Here is a 15,214-nt window from a genome sequence, read left to right on the forward strand (position 1 = left end):
TTTGATAAAAATTGAACTATAACATTTGTTAATTGTTTTTCATATCTTATTTGAAATATTCAACAATAAATCGCAGAACTTATCATTTTCGGTATGCTGAGGAAAATGCGCTGAATTCTCAAACCAAATAAATTCTTTATATGGAGCTTCTAATATCTCATAGTATTTTCTTACCAAAACTGATGGGGTAGTATAATCATATCTTCCAGCACAAAAATAAACCGGGATATCTACTTTTCTTACATCGTTAAATAAATTGAACTCATTATTTGTTCCCCATAATTTTTCTGCTGAAAGCTTATTTCCAAACGCATATTTTATTGCATCTAATCCATTGGATTCAGGTGAGAGTAATGATCCTTTAATTACATCATTTATCACATTAACATCATGTTTAAATGGAGAGTATTTCTTTATAATATTTTCCTGCTTTAATGTAGAATTTATAACATCTCTATATGGTGGACTCCCCATACTTTCTAAATCATTTAATGCACTATTATCTAGAAATCTTTATTTCGATTGTAAAATTTCCATTACACATATATTTATTCACCCTATCTACATTAAAGCTCTTTGTTTGTCACTTCCTCATGAATTCTTTGTATTAGTTCTTCTAATTCTAAAATTCCTTCATCACCATTTTTTCTGCTTCGCATAGATATTTTATTCTCAGCTTCTTCCTTTTCTCCAACAACTACGATATAAGGAATTCTTTCATTTCTAGCTTCTCTTATTTTGTAACCTATCTTCTCACTTCTAAAATCTATTTCAACTCTTATTCCAGCTGCACTTAATTCATTCTTAACTTTTACTGAATAATCGCTGTATTTATCTGATATAGGTAATACTTTAACCTGTACTGGTGAAAGCCATGTTGGAAACTTGCCAGCAAAATGTTCTATTAGTATTCCAATAAACCTTTCTATACTTCCAAATACAACTCTATGAATTACTATTGGCCTATGCTTTTCTCCATCACTTCCAATGTACTCTAATTCGAATCTTTGAGGAAGTTGAAAATCTAATTGAATTGTTCCACACTGCCATGTTCTTCCTATACTATCTTCAAGATGGAAATCTATCTTAGGTCCATAAAAAGCTCCATCACCTTCATTTATTTTGTAATCCAAATTTAATTCGTCTAAAGCACCTTTTAATGAACTCTCAGCAAGTTCCCAATCTTCATCACTTCCCATTGAATCTTCTGGTCTTGTAGAAAGTTCAAGATTATATTTAAATCCGAACTTTGAATATACCTTATCAATAAGGTCTATAACGCCTTTAATTTCTGATTTAATTTGACTTGGAAGCATAAATATATGAGCATCATCTTGTGTAAATGCTCTTACTCTCATAAGTCCATGCAATGCCCCTGAAAGTTCATGTCTATGCACTCTTCCAAGCTCACCAACTCTCATTGGGAAATCTCTATATGAGTGAGGCTCAGATTTATATATAAGCATTCCACCTGGACAGTTCATTGGCTTTAGAGCAAATTCTTCTTCATCAATCATTGAAGTATACATATTTTCTTTATAATGATACCAATGGCCTGAAGTTTCCCATAACTTTTTATTAAGCATTATTGGTGTTTCTATTTCTACATAACCTGCTGCATAATGAAGATCTCTCCAAAAATCAATTAAAGTATTTTTTAGGACTACTCCTTTAGGAAGCATAAATGGAAACCCTGGTCCTTCATCTGCAAAAGTGAATAATTTTAATTCTTTTCCTAATTTTCTATGATCTCTCTTTTTAGCTTCTTCTAAATTATGCAGATGAGTTTCTAATAAAGTTTTATTTGAAAATGCCACTCCATATACCCTTTGAAGCATCTTATTTTTTTCATTTCCTCTCCAATACGCACCTGCAACACTTATTAATTTAAAAGCTTTTACATATTTTGTAGAAGGAATATGAGGCCCTCTGCAAAGGTCAGTATAATCTCCCTGTTTATATAAAGTTATTTTTTCACCTTCTGGAAGATCTGAGATTAACTCTACTTTATATCTTTCTCCTTTTTCCTCCATTAGCCTTATTGCTTCTTCTCTTGAAACATCCATTCTCTCAAAACTTAAATTTTCACTTATTATTTTGTTCATTTCTGCTTCTATTTTAACTAAGTCTTCTGCTGTTAAAGAATTTTCCATATCAAAATCATAATAAAAACCATTTTCTATTGATGGGCCTATAGCAAGTGTTGCATTTTTATAAAGTCTTTTTACTGCTTGAGCCATAATATGAGAAGTAGAATGTCTTATTACTTCAATTGCTTTTTCATCATCATATGTTAAAATATTCACCTCATCATTATCTTTTAGTTTGGAGCTTAAATCCACTATGGTTCCATTTACTTCCCCCACTATAGCAGCTTTAACTAAATTTTTGCTGATTAATCCTGCAAGGTCATAAATGCTAGAGTCTTCAGGAATTTCTTTTATTAATCCATCTTTAAGTCTTATATTTATCATAACTTTTTACCTCCTTTTTTCTAAACCAATTTGCGTTTCTAAATAAATATTCTTAATTTTTTGTACAAAAAAAGCACTCCTCCCAAGCCTTGGGACGAATGCATAATATCCGTGGTTCCACCCAAATTGAATTTATAATAACTCAATTCATCTCAATAATTTTTAACGATTTTCACCGATGGCATTTCACAAAATTTTGCTAATAAGCCATAGCTCCAGGGTAGTTTTTCTTATAGTCATATTTAGGAATGCTTACAATCGGTGACACTCCCTCCCTGAAAACTGTAGTCTATAATACTTTTCCCTTTCATTGCCCATCTAATATTTATTTTTTTAAAAGTTACGTGCACTTTACTCTTATTAAGAATAAATATTACCACTTTTTTATCCTTTTGTAAATATCTTTATTTTATTTCAATTTCATGGGCTCGTTATCTTTTATTTCTGTAATTTTTTAATTTGTTCTTTAGGCCAATAAATTATATATGCAGCCATTTATCATTATTCCACTAAATTTATCGTTATCCCTTGGTAAATCATAATGCGACTGCCAATATAAAACTATTATATTTTTAAAGAAGATAATATTTATTAATCACTGCATCAAAAAATTATATTAAGCAGATTATAGACATAATCCCACTTCAAAATTATCAAATTAATCTCCAACAATACAAAAAATAAATATTATTCTAAAATATTCCATCATTATTGTACCATATGATTTACAAATTTTACATTATTAAACCACAACATTTATAATCCTTACTAATTTAAAATAATACCCATGAATCCCTCATACAAAATTCTCAAAATTAAAACACAGATTAAAAAATTGTTTGATGCTTCTATTTGGTTTTATTCATATACCTAATTCTTGTATTAATCTTTTAAATGTATCATAAGCTGGTTTTGGTGAATAATCATCACGCATGATTCCGTATTGATGGAAAAGATCTTCTTTAGAACTATCTGCATCTCTAAGCCCGAAGAGTTCATAATGAGAAATATTAAGTTCATTTCGTAGATTATAGACTGTGCTAATAATTGTTTCAAGAGCCTCAGTTTGACGCTCATAAGTTCTTTCTATGTTCGCAACGGGATTCTTTCCTGTAGGCCATCCGTTTTCTGTAACTCGTATAGGGACTGAAGTAGGTATCCCTGCTGTAATAAGATTTTTTTCTCTTAAATTGCGGAGTATTTTTTCTACAGCTAAAGGTATCTCATTTAAATCTAGAGGTTTATCTTCAAATACGTCTACATAAAAGTTGTGTCCAACAAAATCAACTGAATCACTAAATTTCTTTCCTCCAGCCTTTGCGAGATTTTCCCAAAAAATATCAACCGCTGCAGGACCTTCAGGTACAGATCCGAATCCAATTCTTATTGGCAAATTTCTTTTTTGTGCTTCTTTTTTTGCTGTAATTACTCCTTTTGCTAGAGCTTCTATTATATAAGGTTTTGAGCCTTCCATAAACGACAAATTAGGTTCATTTGTGATTTGAATTGAAGCTAAATACGAACCATATCTGTCAATAACTTTTCTAATAAATCCAAGCCAATTCTCAAACTCTATTTCAATTTCTTTCTGCTGAGTCCAATCCCCACACCCTATAACCAAATCTCCTAATAAACCATTATCACGATAATAGTCAGCATTTGATAACATTTTTGATTCCCATTCCTTTGTATAAATCAAATAACTTCTAGTAAATAACTTTTTAGATTCGCCTCGAAGATCTCTGAGAGCAATTTCAATTTTTTCGTAATTATCTTTAGGCCCGACAGCCAAACCAAAAGGCGTACCTGCCACACTTAGTGGATAAATTCCAAATATTAATCCTGATAAAATCATATAAGTCACCTCTTCTTTTCTATTTTCAATATAAATTATATACTCATCACTATAGTTTCCATCAATGATTAATTTATTTATAACTTTCTATTTTATCTTATTGTCTTATAACTACTGTTATTATTCAAAATACTGCGGCACCAGTAATTTTATAACTATAATATAAATCATAAATGTCACAGATTTCAAATCACAAAGAATAGATTTTTATAATAAGTTACAAATTTAATAACTTGTAATTAGATATGTCCTATGATACAATAAGGCTACAAATTACAAAAAGTAATTTTTGTAACCAAATGAATTACATAATTATCATAAGAGGAGGAAATATAAATATGGAAAAGATTAGAGATTTAATACAGGTTGATCTAACTAAGTGTACTATGTGTGGTAGTTGTTCCAAAGTCTGTCCAACTGGTGTTATAGGTATAGACGAAAATGGACCGAAAGTAGTAGGACAATTTTGTATTTCGTGTGGTCACTGTGCAGCACTTGATAATATAAAAACCCCTTTAGCAAATCAAGTAGCACTAGAAAAAACACCGGTTCTTGACGAAGATACTGCTGCACGCTTTCTTCGCAGCAGACGTTCTATTAGAGAGTTTCAAAATAAACCAATTCCTAGAGAAAAGATTGAAAAGCTTTTAGATATGGCAATATTTGCGCCAACAAGTGGTAATTCACAAGGTATTTCTTATCATGTCATCGATAATGTGGACACGCTCCGTAAAATCACATCAGTTGCTATTGATTGGTTGGAAGAGGCATTGAAAAATCCACCTTATGCCGGCTCACCATATGAGGCACCATTTTCTGCGCATGTAACCCACTATCGTGAAACTGGTGAGGATGTTGTATTACGTAATGCTCCTTGTTTAGTAATACCAATAGTTAATAAAAATGCTTCACCAACTGCTCATGACAGCACGCTCTTTTCACTAGCTTATACTGAGCTTTACGCGACTTCAATGGAGCTTGGAACTTGCATTACCGGATTTTTTGACGCTTGTGCTGCTTCTGGCTATAAACCATTGCTTGACATTTTGAATTTGCCAGAAGATATGAAAGTTACAGGAGGATTGATGGTTGGTTTTCCGAAGTACACGTATAAACGTTTAGTAGATAGAAATCCATTGAAAGTTACTTGGGGGAAATAATACAAGCTACATTGCTTTATAATTTTATATATATGTTACAATGCGCAATGATCAATCTAATTAAAATTCTTACAGAATTTTTCACATTAATAACGAAGAGTTATTTTTGCACAATATATATTTTTACTGTGATTTAGATAATTATATACGAAATGGCCGACTTATTGTCGGCCATTTCTTGTGTAAAGTATTTATTTATTAGTATTCTTGAGTCCCTTTATTAGAAGATTTACAACGGATTTTATGTTTTGTTTTCGGTCAGGATCTTCGAATGAGTTTGGATGAATGAAAACACTGGTTGCAAGATATACAGCTTTCGCCTCTTGATAAGGAGATCCTGTAAAAAATATACCTTCTGTAATTCCTTGTACGATAATCTTCTCAATACTATTAATACCCTCTTCTATGCCCTTTTCTATTACCTCCATTGAGCTCTTAGCTAGTTTTATATAATTTGCAAACATTTCTGGCTCATTAATGGCACTGCGATGTTTAGCTTCAACAAAGCTTTCGAGTAATTTACTAAGTTTAACATCTGCAGGACTATCTTCTTTTAATATATCATTTGACGGAGCATGCAAATGCGTAAGCCAACGCTCGGTAACAGCATTCAATAAAGCTGTTTTTCCATTATAATATCTATAAATAGCAGCGTGGCTTACTTTTAATGATTTTGCCACGTCAGTGATATTCGCTTTATCTGGTCCGAAACGGCGAATTACTTCTTCTGTTGCATTAAGGATCATTTCTTTATCTAACGATATTTTTTCCAAATTTATCACCGCTTTCTTATTTTATTTTTAATTATATCATTTAGGTCTTTATGTTTCAACTTACATCAATTGTAACTAAATTGCTCCGATACTGATCGTAATGCCATTGAATCACTAGACTCTGCGCTTTCAGGAACTAATAAAACATTAGTAATTACATTTAAAACTAATTCATAATCTTGCCAAATAGTAGAACTTTACAAATCAAAATCTTATCACCCCCTGCTATTTCCTATAAATATTTACATATGTTTATATTTTTCTTTTTACATAGTTTTCTATAAAAATAAATTTTTAAATATATATTCATTTAAAAATTTATTTCTATAAACAAAGTTACATATAAATGTTTAAACCTATTTTAATTTGTAAATATACTTAAAGAAAAATATGAAAGCACCCGCTAAAATGAGCAGATGCTTTCATTTCCATATCTGTACAATTATTTTTTAACCTTAATTATTCTTTAATATAAGAGCAACAGTAATCTGCTACTTCTTTTATTACTAAACTAAATTTAGAATTGGCTGGTACTGTAAAAGTATCGCCTTCTTTATATGTAACAAATTTATCTGAGTCAGGTAATTTGACATCCATTGATCCACCAAGAATCTCCATGATTTCTTTATCACCGGTGCCAAATTCATAATCCCCTGGTAACATTATACCTAAAGTTTTTCTTTCACCATCTTCAAATATAATTGTTCTGCTAGTTACCTTTCCTTCAAAATATACATTTGCTTTTTTAACTGCTGTCACGTTTTTAAATTCACTCATTTTTATGCCCCCTGTTTATTGTATTTATATTTAAAATATCTTTAAGGATAAAATATTTTATTAACGTAAAGATATTCTAATTAACAACATTTGAATTTCGTTTTTAAAAAATTTTCTAACCTATCAAATGCTTCCTTAAGAATTTCATCACTATAACAATATGATATTCTCATATAGCCTTCTCCTAATTCTCCAAAAGCTGTTCCAGGTACACAAGCCAGTTTCCCTTCATTTAATAATTTTTCACAGAATTCCTCTGATGACATATTAAACTTCTTTATTGATGGAAAAATGTAAAACGCTCCTTTTGGTTCTGCAACTTCTAAATTAAGTGCCTTTAGCCTACTCATGCAATAATCTTTTCTTCTTTCAAAAGTTTTTCGCATCTCTTCAACATCATCCAAAGATTTTTGCAGACCTTCTAATACTCCATATTGAGCTATTGATGGAGCGCATGAAACGCCATATTGATGAACCTTCATAATTTCTTTCATATACTTTTCCGGACATGCTACATAACCAATTCTAAGGCCTGTCATCGAAAATATTTTAGAAAACCCGCTTACATAAATGACCTTATCTTTTATCTCCTTATCTTGTGCTACAGAATAGTATTCATCAAAAATAATAGCTGAGTACATTTCATCAGTAACTACTATAATATCCTTTTCCTTAATAAGCTCTATAAGAGAATCTCTTTCCTCTTTAGACAAAATTGCTCCTGTAGGGTTTGAAGGAAAAGATAGCATTAAGACTTTTATATTTTCCGTTTCTAGCTTATTTCTAATTGCATCTATATCTAAACTAAAATCATCTTTTAACGGATAAGTTATGATATCCCCTTTTATCATTATAGAAATATTTTCATAAGCAGGATACGCAGGTCCTGGCAATAATATTTTATCTCCTTGATTCATTATAGCAAATAATACTGAATATAAACCTTCACTGCCACCAACTGTTATACATATTTCATCTTTATCATAATCTATATCAAAGTTCTTTAAATATCTGCATATTTCTTCTCTAAGTTCATCTACACCTGCATTTGATGTATAAACTGTCTTATTTGTATTTATAGCATTAATCATCGCTTCTGATATGTGCTTTGGCACCGGAAAGTCAGGCTGACCAATAGTAAGTGAAATTGCACCCTCTACCTTTTTAACCTTTTCAGCAAATCTCCTTATTCCGGAAATCTGAATTTTTTCAACTTGTTTATTCATAATTAATAAGCCCCCTATTATTTGCAATATACACTTATTTTACAACAATACCTAAGTTGTTTCAAACTATTTGTATTTTTTTGATTATTACTCTTTTAATTGGGTTAAATCTTTATTATAATAAGGATGATTGCGAAAATAATGGAAAGGGTGATATAATGTCATATAATTTAACAGATCCTTATGAAATTGCAAGATTTATTAAGGAATCAAAAAAATCAACTCCAGTAAAAGTTTATGTAAATGGAGATTTGAGCAATGCTGAAATGAATGATGTAGAATGGTATGGTTCTAACGGATTTTATATACTAATGGGAGAATCTGATTCTATAACTAAAATAGTATTAGATAATAAACATCTTATTAAACACTTTAGAATAGAAAATGATAGAAGAAATTCTGCTATTCCAATGCTAGATTTACTTGAAGTAGATGCTAGAATTGAACCAGGCGCTATTATCAGAGATAAGGTTACTATCGGTAAGAATGCTGTTATTATGATGGGAGCAGTAATTAATATTGGTGCTGAAATTGGCGATGGAACTATGGTTGATATGAATGCTGTAGTTGGAGCTCGTGGACAATTAGGTAAAAACGTTCATTTAGGTGCTGGCGCTGTTGTTGCTGGTGTTTTAGAACCACCAAGTAAAGATCCTTGCATGATAGGTGATAATGCTTTAATTGGAGCAAATGCAGTAATTCTTGAAGGAGTTAAAATAGGTGCAGGTAGTGTTGTTGCTGCTGGTTCAGTAGTTACTCAAGATGTTCCTGCTAATGTTGTTGTTGCTGGTTCACCTGCTAAAATAATTAAAGAAGTAGATGATAAGACAAAAGATAAAACTCAGATTTTGGATGACTTAAGAAAATAAATTTTATCAATTTGACTTACATACAAAAATACTAACAGCAAAAAAGGTTTCAATAAGTTTTATCTTATTGGAACCTTTAACTTTATTTTTAATTCTAAAATAATAATGTAATAAATAATCTCAAATATTAATATTTCTTAAGATTAAACTGCACCTTCTTCTCCGGTGATTTCTTCTTTATGTGCTCTTTCCATTTTGGAGATTGACACTTCGTATGCAACCTTTTTTACAACTTCACTATCTGATACTTTTTTTTGATATTCTCTGCTTTGAAGTCTTCCCCAAACTTTAATATTATCCCCAACATTTAAAGTTTGACAGAATCTTGAGTTTCTTCCCCATGCAATTGTTGGAATATAATCTGATTTGTTATATGCTCTATTTACAGCTAATAGCACATCAGCAATTTCACGGCCAAAAGGTGTTGTTCTATAAATAGGTTCCTTACAAATATATCCATCTAAGAAGATTTCATTAGGATTTTTACTTCTCTCTAAGCATGGTTCAATATTTCTCGCAAATACAGTAAGTATAAGTTTATTAGATCCATCTATAAATTTATTATAAGATCTAAGTTGTCCTTCTACAATTACGTCAGTACCCACTTCTAATTTTACATCGCTTAATAATCTTTCTGAAACAGTAATATTTAATGTATCCACTGAATCACTTAATCTCATTACATCTAAATCAAAAGTGTAGAACCCCTCCCCATACATTTCATGGCTAAACTCTAATCCAGATGTTACCTTGCCCTCAAGGTAAATTTTGTTATTTAACATTAAATTATCCATTGTAATCCCTCTCTCCATCGGAAATTATTTTATTTTGTGTAATATATGCTCCCATTAGCATATATTACCATTATAATACAGAAACTAGTTATTTTTCAATAAATATTAATTTTTTTTATCCTATTACTAACTGCCTCTAATAAATCACCATCTTAAATATAGTGGTAAGTGGCACTAAGTTCCTGGATATTGCGCCTAGCGGGTATAAGTCCAACTAAGATTCAGCTCTAGCCTAATCAAGTTTCACTTTATGTTGAATCCCTTGATTGTCCACTGTATAGTTATCAGAATAAATCATTTCACCTACACTTTTAAATTCATAACCTTTATCTTTTAATTCTTTTATAATCCTATCTAAATTTTCAGGGGTATTTTTTGCATTATGAAATAGAACAATTGAACCTGGCTTAACACCTTTAATTACCCTGTTATACTCCGTTTCAGCTGATAGCTCCTTCCAATCAACAGAATCAACATTCCATTGGATAGCCATATATCCTAAGTTTCTCACCTTAGCAAAAGCATCTTTATTGTAATCCCCACTTGGGAATCTAAATAATTTAGGTCTTTCGCCTGTATATTTCTCAATAATATCATTAGTTTTATCTATTTCTGTCTTCATCCTATCTACCCCTATTTTTATAAAACTAGGATGAATATAACTATGATTGCCTATTTCATGCCCCCCTTCTTTTATTGCTTTTAATTTATTTATATTATCTTCACTGGTATTAACCCATCCTCCCATTATGAAGAATGTTCCTTTTACATTATATTTTTTTAATATGTCTAATATTACATTAACATTATCTTTTTCAACCCAATTTATATCAAATGTCAAGCTAACTACCTTCTCATCAGTGTCAACACAATAAATAGGTGACTCCTCTTGAGTTTTTGCCATGACATGTGTATCTTTATTGATTCCAATTGATATAAAAACCAAAAAAATAATTAATATTATATCAATTCCTATTCTCTTCTTCTTCCATACCACTTTCCTAACCCCTTTAACTTTATATTTCTTATATAAACTATTTTATTCAGATTTTACTCATTTATACCACTACATAGATTTACATTTATAAATTATCTTTGACTTTTTTATTCACTTAAAAATTTTTTGTGTTATAATAAAAATATATTTTCAGAGGTTATGGAGGTAATTATGTACGAAAGTTCATCAGAATTAGCAGAAAATAAATTACTTATGTTATATGTTTTAAAGTCGATAAAAAATCCAATATCAAATAATCAGCTTACTGAAATAATTCTTGAAAATAACTTTATCAATTATTTTACATTTCAACAATATTTATCTGAGCTTGAAGAATCAAATTTCGTAGAATATCATGAAGTTAACGATAAGAAATTATTGATATTAACAAAAAAAGGAGATAATGTTCTCTCTTTGTTTAAAGACAGAATATCCCCTTCAAAAATTTCAATAACAAATGAGTATATTAAAGAAAAAATAGAATCAATTAAAAGAGAACTAACTATACATGCAGATTATACTCTTGGTTCCAATGATAGCTTTATAGTCGACTTAAAAGCAATTGAAAACGAATCTTTATTAATGGAATTAAAATTGTCAGTTCCTTCAAAAAATCAAGCCACTTTAATTTGCAATAGGTGGAAGGAAAATCCTTCAGATATCTATACTAATATAATTAATTTACTTATTAGTTAATTGTGATAGTATACTATCATGCGACAAAGTCATACTATTAGGTTCAGACCCTATAGGTATGGCTTTTACATTTTTACTCTTGAGATTTATTATATTCAATAGTCCATTTAGATAGTCTCCTACGAATAAATTATCTCCATCTTTAACAATACCCCTTGGCATTCCTCCAACAATTAATCTATTTTCTTCTTTTAGATCAACTAAATTAACAATACTAATAGACCCACCACATAAATTTGAAACATAAAGATAATTTCCTTCCTCGAATAAATCTACTGGTGAGAATCCTACTGTAACTTTATTAATTAATTCTAAAGTTTTCAATTCTATAATACCTATACTTCCGTTTTTATCGTGACCAAGATAACTCATGCATACATATAAGTATTTCCTATTTTTTGATATGTTTATTTTTATTGGTGTACTCTCTACTCGGATTCTTTTTATTTCTTTATTATTTATATAATCAATTACAGAAATGCTGTCATCCCCCATATTACTAACAAAAATAATACTTTTTTCTTTAATTAATGTAACATTATGTGGAAACCTACCTGTAGGAATCTCGAAATTAACTCTTTCATTCATTAAATCATATGTTATGAGCGAATTTGATTCTCCACATGAAACATATGCTATATCATCATGGGCAGCTACATCATTTGGGTGAGCGCCTATATATAGATTATTTTCTTCTTTGAACGCATTATAATCAACTAATGAAATGCTATTATTATAGTTGTTAGCTACCAAGATTTTATCTTTATATAGTGATAATCCATGAGGACCAAATGGACTTTCACCAATAGATAAAACCATACTTTGAGTTTTTAAATTCTCAGTATTTATCTTGTTTAAACTATCTGAACCAGTGCTACATAAAATAAGATAACTCATTCCATTTTCCTCCTTATAAGATAATCACTCTGTTACCTCTAATATATTCTAGAAGTACATTATTGGCACAACTAATTAATTGTAATCTCTTTATTTCTTGACAGATTTCTTGTATAATAAAGCAAACTCGACTCATAGTATACAAGTCGTGCAAAAAAATAATAAAGGAGTGTTTCTAATGTTTTCATATAAGACATCAGGTGTTTGTTCAAGTACAATTAATCTTGAAATTAAAAATAATATTGTTGAGGATGTAGAATTTATCGGCGGATGTTCAGGGAATCTTCTAGGTATAGGCCATCTAGTAAAGGGTATGCCAGTTGATGACGTGATCGAAAAATTAAAAGGAATTGATTGTAGGAACAGAGGTACATCTTGTCCTGATCAGTTATCTAAAGCTCTATTGTCTTGGAAAGAAAAAAGTATATAAATAAACTATATAATAATTTATTTATAAAAAAGGTTGTAACAATTGTTTAGCCCTATAATTCTTAGGACTAAACAATTTGGTACAACCTTTATTAATAATATAATTATAGTTATACTTTGCAATAAATGCCATACCAGAACTAAGCAACATACTTTTGTTCCAGTCGAGATATTTTTCAAAGTTTAAGTTTAAGTTTAAGTCTTAATTGGTTTATCTATATAAAAATATACACTCTATTGTAGATAGTATTCTCTCTCTCCTGATAACAGCGATAAAGTATTTGTCACCTCTTCTATAACATCTTTGTAGCTCAAATAAATATTAATATTTATATTATTATAATCTTCACTTAGTTCATTTATTTTTCCATATAAATATTTCCCTTTATCCATGAGATTTTTCATTATAGTACTATTATCTCTAGGAACATACCCTATAACATACCCTTCTGTAGTTATAACCTGTATATCATTTTGATCATGCTGATTATTATATTCTCTAGTTAAATGGAAATAAACAATATCCTCTTCAAGTAATTTATTATAAATTTCACTCATATCCACATATATAGTTCCAGCAATATTTAAATTAATTAAATATATATCTTTAACATGAATATCTATGTGCATATTTTCATTTACCCCAACATATCTCTTTTCTTTTTCACTACTTTCAATTAACAGTGAATTAAGAGATCTTCTTACATGTGCAACCATCTCTGAGCTGATTGCATCGTTTATAATTTCTTTATCATCAGAATCAAATTCACTTCTAAATCTTTGAAGATTTACTGCAGCCTGTATTCTTGTTTCAATTAACGGCGACCTTAATGCTTGAAGATTTAATTCCTTATACTTTTCTGGAAATTCTTCGTATTGCGAATATTTTATTATAATAAATACACATATCTGGGCTATATCATCATAAGCCAAAGTCTCTATTTTTAATTCATCCTGTCCTCTGAAAATTTGATCCATAGGCAATTTTTGTAGTGCTAAGTCAAATGCACATTTTTTTATTGCTTTACTTCCAACTGAAAATGCATATTTATATAATAATGCATTCGTACAATCTCTTTTTAAGATTATTTCATATTCCCTTTTTTTCAACCTGTATTTTGTCTTTTCAGCACAACTGATTAGGACACTGCTTTCTATTTCTATATTTGATACTTCGCTTGCTATTATTTCATGCCATATATTTTTCTTACAAATTCTTTTACATTTTTCAATTATACTTTTATAATCATTATTAAATTTATAGGAAATAGCTTCTTTTTTATTTTTATATTCGTCAATAATTATTGCTTCAATAGAATAAAGAATTGAAATCACAGCATATAATGAATATATTTTCCCATTAATACTATCAATAATTTCTAGAAGTTTATTACAAACTTTTATTGAATTTTTTATATCATCTATCCCATAATCAGATAACAAAACACTAAATGATTTTGAGAAAATATCTAATTTTTCTTTATTTAATCCAATATCCTCTAAGTATTTTATTAAATCTAGTGATAACATAGTATATGATAGCAGTTCAGATACTCCTACATTATTTTCACATCCATATTCTATCAGCCATTTTCTAATCTCATCGTTTGTTGGACTAAGGTTCATCACACAAAATACTTTTCCATATCCTCTAGATATTTTTGATATCTGAAATACTTTATCATTACATTCGCCCATATATTCATAAGCATAAATTACATAAAAAAGATAATCGTTATGAATAGAAAAAACGCTTAGTATACTCTCAATATTTTCAATATTACAAACTGTGGAGAGTACTATGGCAAGTTTTATTTCTTCACCATTGCTGCTATTTTTAAGAATTTTACTTATGACTTCTCTCATTTTATCTAAAAGGCCTTCGTTACTATATATTGAGGCCCTAAAAAGCTTAACCAAACTTTCATAATAGTTTATAATTGGATTCAAAGTAATAAAGCCATTTATATTTACAATTTTTTCTTCAAAATTAAGATCATTATATAAAATATCTAGTAGTTCATTTGCCAACCTATTTTTTTCAAAAATTTCCAGAGGACGTATTTTATTAGTAATACTTTTATACTCTCTTATGCCAGCTATTTCGAAGTCTTGATAGCTATATAGTATACCAGGATTTCTATCATGAAACTCTTTTAAATCATAATAGATTGAATTCTTATTCAAAACAAGATCATATACATTTTTCTTAACCATATAACGCTCATTACTCCTTTTCTCTAAATAAATTCAAATTTTATTCTTAA

Annotated in this window: 14 protein-coding genes and 1 other annotated feature; of the genes, 4 read left to right on the plus strand and 10 right to left on the minus strand. The window is 29.5% G+C overall.

Annotated elements, in window-relative coordinates; translation table 11 throughout:
* Positions 1 to 39: 39 nt before the first annotated feature.
* From D2A34_RS15585 to D2A34_RS15595, 3 genes are all read right to left on the minus strand, one after another.
* Positions 40 to 474: an alpha/beta fold hydrolase gene (locus D2A34_RS15585; RefSeq protein ID WP_119367240.1), complete on the minus strand. Its 435-nt coding sequence runs from the start codon at positions 472 to 474 to the stop codon at positions 40 to 42.
* A gap of 92 nt (positions 475 to 566) precedes the next feature.
* On the minus strand, positions 567 to 2,474 hold the full coding sequence (thrS, locus tag D2A34_RS15590) for a threonine--tRNA ligase (protein ID WP_119367241.1): 1,908 nt from the start codon (positions 2,472 to 2,474) through the stop codon (positions 567 to 569).
* An 87-nt stretch (positions 2,475 to 2,561) separates the two neighbouring features.
* Positions 2,562 to 2,794: a binding site (T-box leader), on the minus strand.
* A 542-nt stretch (positions 2,795 to 3,336) separates the two neighbouring features.
* Complete coding sequence (locus D2A34_RS15595) at positions 3,337 to 4,329, minus strand: hypothetical protein (protein ID WP_119367242.1); 993 nt, start codon at positions 4,327 to 4,329, stop codon at positions 3,337 to 3,339.
* Positions 4,330 to 4,667: 338 nt separating this feature from the next.
* Here D2A34_RS15595 and D2A34_RS15600 point away from each other — a divergent pair, with 338 nt between their 5' ends.
* Positions 4,668 to 5,489: a nitroreductase family protein gene (locus tag D2A34_RS15600; RefSeq protein WP_119367243.1), complete on the plus strand. Its 822-nt coding sequence runs from the start codon at positions 4,668 to 4,670 to the stop codon at positions 5,487 to 5,489.
* A 191-nt stretch (positions 5,490 to 5,680) separates the two neighbouring features.
* Here the strand turns inward: D2A34_RS15600 and D2A34_RS15605 are convergent, their stop codons facing one another.
* The 3 genes from D2A34_RS15605 to D2A34_RS15615 all read right to left on the minus strand — a co-directional run bounded on the left by D2A34_RS15605 (position 5,681) and on the right by D2A34_RS15615 (position 8,265).
* Positions 5,681 to 6,271 (minus strand): TetR/AcrR family transcriptional regulator, encoded by a 591-nt coding sequence (locus D2A34_RS15605; RefSeq protein ID WP_243128350.1) that lies wholly within the window; start codon positions 6,269 to 6,271, stop codon positions 5,681 to 5,683.
* Between the two features lie 450 nt (positions 6,272 to 6,721).
* Positions 6,722 to 7,039, minus strand: a complete 318-nt coding sequence (gene ppnP, locus D2A34_RS15610; RefSeq protein ID WP_079439624.1) for a pyrimidine/purine nucleoside phosphorylase — start codon at positions 7,037 to 7,039, stop codon at positions 6,722 to 6,724.
* Between the two features lie 80 nt (positions 7,040 to 7,119).
* Positions 7,120 to 8,265, minus strand: coding sequence for a pyridoxal phosphate-dependent aminotransferase (locus tag D2A34_RS15615; protein ID WP_079439623.1), 1,146 nt, complete (start codon positions 8,263 to 8,265; stop codon positions 7,120 to 7,122).
* Between the two features lie 158 nt (positions 8,266 to 8,423).
* Between D2A34_RS15615 and dapD the strand changes: the two genes are divergently transcribed.
* Entirely contained in the window at positions 8,424 to 9,134 is a 711-nt protein-coding gene (dapD, locus tag D2A34_RS15620; protein ID WP_079439622.1) for a 2,3,4,5-tetrahydropyridine-2,6-dicarboxylate N-acetyltransferase, read from the plus strand.
* 143 nt (positions 9,135 to 9,277) lie between these two features.
* Here the strand turns inward: dapD and D2A34_RS15625 are convergent, their stop codons facing one another.
* Positions 9,278 to 9,928 carry a single-stranded DNA-binding protein gene (locus D2A34_RS15625; RefSeq protein ID WP_079439621.1) on the minus strand — a complete coding sequence of 217 codons (651 nt, stop codon included), beginning with the start codon at positions 9,926 to 9,928 and terminating at the stop codon, positions 9,278 to 9,280.
* A 232-nt stretch (positions 9,929 to 10,160) separates the two neighbouring features.
* Positions 10,161 to 10,925 (minus strand): polysaccharide deacetylase family protein, encoded by a 765-nt coding sequence (locus D2A34_RS15630; RefSeq protein WP_079439620.1) that lies wholly within the window; start codon positions 10,923 to 10,925, stop codon positions 10,161 to 10,163.
* Positions 10,926 to 11,096: 171 nt separating this feature from the next.
* Here D2A34_RS15630 and D2A34_RS15635 point away from each other — a divergent pair, with 171 nt between their 5' ends.
* The gene (locus tag D2A34_RS15635) at positions 11,097 to 11,621 is read left to right on the plus strand and encodes a DUF4364 family protein (RefSeq protein ID WP_079439619.1); all 525 of its coding nucleotides are present in this window, start codon (positions 11,097 to 11,099) and stop codon (positions 11,619 to 11,621) included.
* On the opposite strand, the gene D2A34_RS15640 is transcribed toward D2A34_RS15635, so the two are convergent.
* Positions 11,607 to 12,518 carry a YncE family protein gene (locus D2A34_RS15640; RefSeq protein ID WP_119367245.1) on the minus strand — a complete coding sequence of 304 codons (912 nt, stop codon included), beginning with the start codon at positions 12,516 to 12,518 and terminating at the stop codon, positions 11,607 to 11,609. The genes D2A34_RS15635 and D2A34_RS15640 overlap by 15 nt on opposite strands.
* A gap of 178 nt (positions 12,519 to 12,696) precedes the next feature.
* Between D2A34_RS15640 and D2A34_RS15645 the strand changes: the two genes are divergently transcribed.
* Positions 12,697 to 12,948: a TIGR03905 family TSCPD domain-containing protein gene (locus tag D2A34_RS15645; protein ID WP_079439617.1), complete on the plus strand. Its 252-nt coding sequence runs from the start codon at positions 12,697 to 12,699 to the stop codon at positions 12,946 to 12,948.
* A 233-nt stretch (positions 12,949 to 13,181) separates the two neighbouring features.
* Here the strand turns inward: D2A34_RS15645 and D2A34_RS15650 are convergent, their stop codons facing one another.
* Positions 13,182 to 15,164: an HIRAN domain-containing protein gene (locus D2A34_RS15650; RefSeq protein WP_119367246.1), complete on the minus strand. Its 1,983-nt coding sequence runs from the start codon at positions 15,162 to 15,164 to the stop codon at positions 13,182 to 13,184.
* Between the last annotated feature and the right edge of the window lie 50 nt (positions 15,165 to 15,214).

Origin of the sequence: Clostridium chromiireducens (assembly GCF_003575225.1) — a bacterium.
GTDB classification, from domain to species: Bacteria; Bacillota; Clostridia; order Clostridiales; family Clostridiaceae; genus Clostridium; species Clostridium chromiireducens.